A 6,786-nucleotide genomic window follows, 5' to 3' on the forward strand; every position below is an offset into this window, starting at 1 on the left:
TTCCGCCATGCCCATGGGAGCACCCGGATGCCCGGAGTTCGCTTGTTGCACGGCGTCCATCGCGAGGGCGCGGATGGCATCCGCCAAGGCAAGTTTAGGGGCGGTCGGATTGCTCATTCGGAAGGCTCTTTGAAGCTGGCGGGCCTACGATCGAAATAGGGGCCAGTTGAGTAGGTTGCGAAGCAAGGGATTTTAGCATCCAGGGGTTTCCCCCACGCCATCGGCCAGAAGGCGGCCCCGTGCTAGGCTAGCTGCCCTTTCGCGCAAGTGCCCCCACGGGGGGCAAAATAGTCCTTCTTCCCCCAAACCTTAAGCACACATTCATGTCAGCCCCCCGCTTCTTCTGCGACATTCCCCTGAGCGCCGGCGCCCGCGTGGCGTTGCCGGAGGCCCTGGCGCACCATGCGCTGCGGGTGCTGCGGCTGCGCGCGGGCGAAGCCGTGGCGCTGTTCAACGGCCAGGGCGGCGAGTATCCCGCCACGCTCGAAGTGGACGGCAAGGCCGGCTTTGCCCAGTTGGGCGAATTCTCTTCCCGCGAGGCCGAGCTGGCCGGACGCGTCACGCTGGTGCAGGGGCTGCCCTCCGGCGACAAGATGGACTGGGTGGTGGAAAAGGCCGTGGAACTGGGTGCAGCGCGCGTCAGCCCCATCGCCGCCCAACGCAGCGTGCTGCAGCTGTCGGGCCCCCGGCTCGACAAGCGCGTGGCGCACTGGCAGCGCATCGCGCAATCCGCCAGCGAACAATGCGGCCGCAACCGGCTGATGACGGTGGACGCGCCGCTCACTATGGCCGATTGGCTGCAGCAGCCCGCTGACGGCCTGCGCCTGCTGTGCCACCCGGAAGCTCAGGACGATCTTGCCGGCACGCTGCGGGCCGCGCCCGGCCTGCGGGAATTGACCCTGCTGGTGGGTCCGGAAGGCGGATGGTCGGACAAGGAATTGGCGCTGGCCCGCGAGGCGGGCGTGCAGGCCGTGCGCTTCGGCCCCCGGGTGCTGCGCACCGAGACCGCGGGGCTGGCGCTGCTATCGGCGGCCAGCGCGCTGCTGGCCTGGTAGGGCTGCTGCTGAATCAGTGGTCTTCGCCGTAGGGCGCTGCCGCTACCCCGGGCTCGGGGTCCGGATGGCGCCCGGCATGTTCGATGACATACGAAAAAATGCGACCGTTTTCACGGGCAAAATCCGCGGCGTCGGAACAAACGGTTTCGATGCGGCCGGCGTCTTCTTCCAACGCCGGATCGCCCGAATGCAGCTTGTACAACCACAGCACCACGCCGGTCTTGTGATCCAGCACGGTGTCGCACAGGCAGTCGTAGAGGGCGTCCAGGTTGCCGCCGAAATATTCGGGAAAATCGACCGCTTTGACGATGGCGCGCAGCACCGCGGAACGGCTGCGGGCAGGATCGCAATTGGCGACGAACAGGGCCAGGCCAAGCTCATGGGCGGCATCCACCACGGCCTTCTTGTCCAGCCCGTCATGGGCCAGCGCACCGCCGCGCAGCAGCTGCCGCTGCAGAGTAGATTGGCCATTGCGCGTCATGCCTGAGCCCCCTTGAAAAAGGCGATCACTTCGTCGTTACGCTGCATCGTATCGGCATAACCCAGTTCAATCAATCGCTTGGTGTAGCTGGATTCAAATAAGAGGTAGGACATCAGTGACCCGCCGCCGGGACGGTCTGGGTCGGACGATACACCGAGTACGCGGAAAAGGGCACGGGCCTGGGCCGGCATATCCTGCAAATGTTCCAGCGCCATGACATCCAGCGACTGGCTGGGGGTGATCGTCAGGACCTCGATGCGGCGCGCGTGGCCCTGAGCGCCGTCCGATCCGGACTGGTCCATCAGGAAGTTGATGCGCTCCAGACGCTCGACGTCGGCCGACAGGCCATCCAGGAAGATGCTGGCCAGCGCATGCCCGCCAACCTGGGCCAGCGAGGGGTACGGCGGCGAGTCCTCGCGGTTTTCAGGGTGGGTTTCGTCGCGAAAGCCCGTTCCTATCACCAGCACCCGATGCGCGCCCAGGTGGATGGCCGGGCTGATGGGCGCAAGTTGACGCATCGAGCCGTCGCCGCACCATTCCCCCTTGCCGTGCACCTGCACCTGGCGGGCAGGAAAGACGAAGGGGATGGCGGACGAAGCCATCAGGTGGTCGATGCCGATGGGCGTGGGCAGCGCCAGCCGCAGATAGCGATGCCAGGGCTCGATGGGCGTGTGCGCCTGATAGAAAGTCAGATGCTCGCCGCTGGTGTAGCCCGAGGCCGTGATCGCCAGCGCCGACAGCGCACCGCGTTCAAGGTTGGTGCGCAGGTGCTGGAAGTCCAGCACCCGCTCCAGCAAGCCCTGCATGGGGCTGTTGTCCAGCAGCGAATGGGGCCGTTTGCGCGTCAGGCCCGAATACATCCAACCCAGCGACAGCAGGCCCAGCCAGCGCACCCCGGTGCGTATCAGGCCGGGCGCGTCGGCCCGGTAGATCATGTCGGTATTCAGGGAGGACCACAGCCGGCGGATGCGGCGCACGCCCAGATGGGGCCGGTCGGCGCGGCAGGCCAGCGCGGCGGCGTTGATGGCGCCGGCGGACGTGCCGCAGATGATGTGGAAAGGATTCTGAAAGCGCGAGTGCCAGTCTGGATCCAGCAACTCCATGATGGCGCTGAGCACGCCCACCTGATAGGCGGCGCGGGCGCCGCCTCCGGTCAGGACCAGGCCGGTCGGCGTGCGCGGGCACGCCGGACCGGATGGCGTTACTTCAACGCGGCGTATTGACATCGACCACCGTCATCGCGGTCATGTTGACGATGCGGCGCACGGTGGAGCTGGAGGTCAGGATGTGCACCGGCGCATTCGCGCCCAGCAGGAACGGACCCACCGCCACGTTGCCGCCCGCGGCCGTCTTCAGCAGGTTGTAGGCGATGTTGCCCGAGTCCACGTTCGGGCACACCAGCAGGTTGGCCTGGCCCTTGAGCGTGGACGACGGCAGGATGCGCATGCGCAGCGCTTCGTCCAGCGCGCAGTCGCCGTGCATCTCGCCATCGATCTCCAGGTCCGGCGCGGCCTGGCGCACCAGCTCCAGTGCGCGGCGCATCTTCGCGCCCGAGGCCGAGCTGCCCGAACCGAAGTTCGAACGCGACAGCAGCGCGATCTTGGGCGCCAGATACATGCGGCGCATCTCGTTGGCGGCAGCGATGGTGAATTCTGCGATCTGCTCGGCCGAGGGCTCATCGTTGACGTGCGTATCCACCAGCACCACCGTGCGCTCGTTGAGCAGCAGGATGTTCATGGCGGCGTACACGTTGTGCCCAGGACGGCGGCCGATGACTTCGTCCACGAAGCGCAGATGGTCGTGGTAGGCGCCCACCGAACCGCAGACCATGCCATCGGCATCGCCCAGGCGCACCATCATCGCGCCGATCAGGGTCATGCGGCGGCGCATTTCGACGCGCGCCATTTCCTTGGTGATGCCGCGGCGGCACATCAGTTCCCAGTACGTGGTCCAGTACTGGTGGAAACGTTCGTCGTATTCCGGATTGGTGACTTCGACGTCCTCGCCCAGGCGCAGCCGCAGGCCCAGCTTTTCGATGCGGGTCAGCAGCACCGAGGGGCGGCCCACCAGGATGGGACGAGCCAGGCCTTCGTCGACGATCACCTGCACCGCGCGCAGCACGCGCTCGTCCTCGCCTTCGGCGAACACGATGCGGGCCGGGCCGCCTTCGCGCACGATGCGCTTGGCCGCCGAGAACAGCGGCTTCATGAAGGCGCCTGAGTGGTACACGAACTGCTGCAGCTGCTCTTCGTAGGCTTCCAGGTCCGCCAGCGGACGCGTGGCCACGCCGCCTTCCATCGCGGCCTTGGCCACCGCCGGAGCGATGCGCACGATCAGGCGCGGATCGAACGGCTTGGGAATCAGGTATTCAGGGCCGAACGAAATATCGTAGGTGCCATAGGCCGCCGCCACGACTTCGTTCTGCTCTTCCTCGGCCAGCTCGGCGATGGCGTAGACCGCCGCCTTTTCCATCTCGCGGGTGATGGTGGTGGCGCCCACGTCCAGCGCGCCGCGGAAGATGTACGGGAAGCACAGCACGTTGTTGACCTGGTTCGGGTAGTCCGAACGGCCCGTGGCCATGACCACGTCGTCGCGTACCGACTGCGCCAGTTCCGGCAGGATCTCGGGCGTGGGGTTGGCCAGCGCCAGGATCAGCGGACGCGGACCCATCGCCGCGACCATCTCGGGCTTGAGCACGCCGCCGGCCGACAGGCCCAGGAACACGTCGGCGTCCTGGATCACTTCGGCCAGCTTGCGGGCCTCGGTCTTCTGCGCGAAGCGCGCCTTGTCGGGGTCCATCAGCACGGTGCGGCCTTCGTAGACCACGCCTTCGATGTCGGTGACCCAGATGTTTTCCAGCGGCAGGCCCAGGTCCACCATCAGGTCCAGGCAGGCCAGCGCGGCCGCGCCGGCGCCGGAAGTCACCACCTTGACCTGCTTGATGTCCTTGCCCACGACCTTCAGGCCATTGATGAAAGCCGCAGAAACGGTGATGGCCGTGCCGTGCTGGTCGTCATGGAAGACGGGGATCTTCATGCGCTCGCGCAGCTTGCGCTCGACGGTGAAGCACTCGGGGGCCTTGATGTCTTCGAGGTTGATGCCGCCGAAGGTGGCTTCCAGGCCGGCGATGATCTCGACCAGCTTGTCCGGGTCGGTCTCATTGATCTCGATGTCGTACACGTCCAGGCCAGCGAACTTCTTGAACAGCACCGCCTTGCCTTCCATCACCGGCTTGGAGGCCAGCGCGCCGATATTGCCCAGGCCCAGCACCGCGGTGCCGTTGGTGATCACGCCCACCAGATTGCCGCGCGCCGTGTAGCGGTACACATTGGCCGGATCGGCCACGATCTCTTCGCAGGCTGCCGCCACGCCGGGCGAATACGCCAGGGCCAGGTCGCGCTGGTTGACCAGCGGCTTGGACGCCACGACGGAGATCTTCCCCGGGGTCGGGAACTCGTGATAGTCCAGTGCTGCCTGGCGGTCCGATTGCGTATTCATGGGGCAGAGCCTCCTTGTCTTGATATAGGAAAAATTCTAGGCTCCAATGCATAAGCAGATCATTCAACTTTAATATTGTTCCATAACCTTTATCTTATGCATTACCTATGACAGCCTTTGACCCGGACCTCGTTCTCCGGAAACTGACCTCGCGGCTGAAAATGCGCCATCTGGCGCTGCTGCTGCAGATCGAGCAGCACGGCTCGCTGACCCGGGTGGCCGAGCACATGGCCACCAGCCAGCCGGCCGTGACAAATGCCCTGGCGGAACTGGAAAGCATGTTCGACGTGCCCCTGTTCGAGCGCTCGGTGCGCGGCATGACGCCCACCCCGCTGGGCGCGGTGGTGCTGGCGCGGGCACGCGCCCTGGTCCACGACCTGGGCCATCTGGTCCAGGAAATGGAAGCCGTGGCGGCCGGCCATGCCGCCCATCTGCACATCGGCGTCATCCCTTTCGTGTCCGGACAGATGCTGTCGTCCGCCATCAGCCGGACCCTGCCGCAAGGCCGCCGGATCACCGCCACGGTCCACGAGGGCCAGGGGCCGGCGCTATTGCGCCAGTTGCGCGACCACACGCTGGACGTGGTGGTGGGCTGGGCCACGCCCTCGGTGGATATGGACAATCTGGGCTTCGAGGTGCTGTACCACCAGCAGCCGCGCTTGATCGCCAGCCGCCGGCTGGCCGCCCGCCTGGGCCGGTCGAAGCTGGAATGGAACCGGCTGGCCGACCTGGACTGGATCCTGGGCACGCCTGACAGTCCGATCCGCGAACAGGTGTCCGAGATCTTCCTGCGCGCAGGGCTGGCGCCCCCGACGCCTTCGGTGCAGAGCGATTCGTCCAAGCTGATCGGCGAAATGATCGTGGCCAGCGACCGCGCCGTGGCCATCCTGCCCGCCGACATCGCCGACGAATTGGTGCGCATTGCCGGCGCTGCCATCGTGCCGTATTCCTTCGACTGGACCCTGCCGCCGATCGCTCTGTTCACGCGCGCCGGGGACTTGCGCCGCAACGTCGACGCGCTGTTCGCCACCGCGCTGCGCGAGGCCTACACCAAGGGCGCGCGCGTGTCCGCCTGAACCGCGCGCGGCAGCAAAATTGCCAACAAATGCAAAGACGCTCGCTCCACCGAGGCGCGCCCTCCTATACTTCCCGCGCCAAGCAACAAGCAGGAGGGCACGCAGTTGTTCACACTTCCGCCTATCAACCCGGGCCGCGGCGCGATCGCCCTCATCGCTCTGGCCGCGCTCGCCGGATTGTCCGGCTGCAGTTCGCTGCTGAGCGAAGGCACGGGCGCCGCGGCCGGTATCGCCGGTACCGCCATCGCCAATAAAGTCACTGACAACGCCACCGTCGCCACCGGCATCGGCCTGGGCGTGCAGGCCGGCGCCAAGGCCGCGCTGGCCTACGCCCAACGCAAGACCCGCGGCGAAGAGCAGGACGCCATCGCCATGGCCGCCGGCCCGCTGGCAGTGGGCAAGGTCGCCAATTGGCAGGTCAAGCACCAGCTACCCATCGAAAGCGACGCGCAGGGCCAGGTCACCGTCAGCCGCCTGATCGGCGGCGTAAACCTGGAGTGCAAGGAAGTGGTCTTCTCCATCGACACGCCCGCCGACAAGGCCGGCGCCGATCCCCTGCGCGAGTTCTACGTCACCACCGTCTGCCGCGACGGCGAGCACTGGCGCTGGGCCAGCGCCGAGCCCGCCACCGCCCGCTGGGGCTCCTTGCAGTGAGGCGCGCCGCGAGCCTGCTGGC

At 66.5% G+C, this 6,786-nt stretch carries 7 protein-coding genes; 3 read left to right on the forward strand and 4 right to left on the reverse strand.

The window, feature by feature from the left end; translation table 11 throughout:
• On the reverse strand, positions 1 to 117 hold a 117-nt coding region (locus tag VIR09_RS28560; protein WP_332015938.1), incomplete at its 3' end, for a hypothetical protein.
• A 206-nt stretch (positions 118 to 323) separates the two neighbouring features.
• On the opposite strand from VIR09_RS28560, the gene VIR09_RS28565 reads away from it, so the two are divergent.
• On the forward strand, positions 324 to 1,055 hold the full coding sequence (locus tag VIR09_RS28565; protein ID WP_332015933.1) for a 16S rRNA (uracil(1498)-N(3))-methyltransferase: 732 nt from the start codon (positions 324 to 326) through the stop codon (positions 1,053 to 1,055).
• Positions 1,056 to 1,068: 13 nt separating this feature from the next.
• On the opposite strand, the gene VIR09_RS28570 is transcribed toward VIR09_RS28565, so the two are convergent.
• From VIR09_RS28570 to VIR09_RS28580, 3 genes are read right to left on the reverse strand one after another with little or no spacing between them, the layout of a single operon-like run.
• Positions 1,069 to 1,536: a barstar family protein gene (locus VIR09_RS28570; RefSeq protein ID WP_332015934.1), complete on the reverse strand. Its 468-nt coding sequence runs from the start codon at positions 1,534 to 1,536 to the stop codon at positions 1,069 to 1,071.
• Positions 1,533 to 2,762 (reverse strand): patatin-like phospholipase family protein, encoded by a 1,230-nt coding sequence (locus VIR09_RS28575; protein WP_332015935.1) that lies wholly within the window; start codon positions 2,760 to 2,762, stop codon positions 1,533 to 1,535. The genes VIR09_RS28570 and VIR09_RS28575 overlap by 4 nt, the downstream gene beginning before the upstream one ends.
• Complete coding sequence (locus tag VIR09_RS28580) at positions 2,743 to 5,034, reverse strand: NADP-dependent malic enzyme (protein WP_332015936.1); 2,292 nt, start codon at positions 5,032 to 5,034, stop codon at positions 2,743 to 2,745. Before VIR09_RS28580 ends, VIR09_RS28575 begins: the two co-directional genes overlap by 20 nt.
• Before the next feature lie 107 nt (positions 5,035 to 5,141).
• Between VIR09_RS28580 and VIR09_RS28585 the strand changes: the two genes are divergently transcribed.
• Both VIR09_RS28585 and VIR09_RS28590 read left to right on the forward strand, forming a co-directional pair.
• Positions 5,142 to 6,110 (forward strand): LysR substrate-binding domain-containing protein, encoded by a 969-nt coding sequence (locus tag VIR09_RS28585; protein WP_332015937.1) that lies wholly within the window; start codon positions 5,142 to 5,144, stop codon positions 6,108 to 6,110.
• A 105-nt stretch (positions 6,111 to 6,215) separates the two neighbouring features.
• Entirely contained in the window at positions 6,216 to 6,764 is a 549-nt protein-coding gene (locus tag VIR09_RS28590; RefSeq protein ID WP_013395902.1) for a hypothetical protein, read from the forward strand.
• Positions 6,765 to 6,786: the final 22 nt, after the last annotated feature.

This window comes from Achromobacter sp. (assembly GCF_036567245.1).
GTDB lineage: Bacteria > Pseudomonadota > Gammaproteobacteria > Burkholderiales > Burkholderiaceae_B > Achromobacter.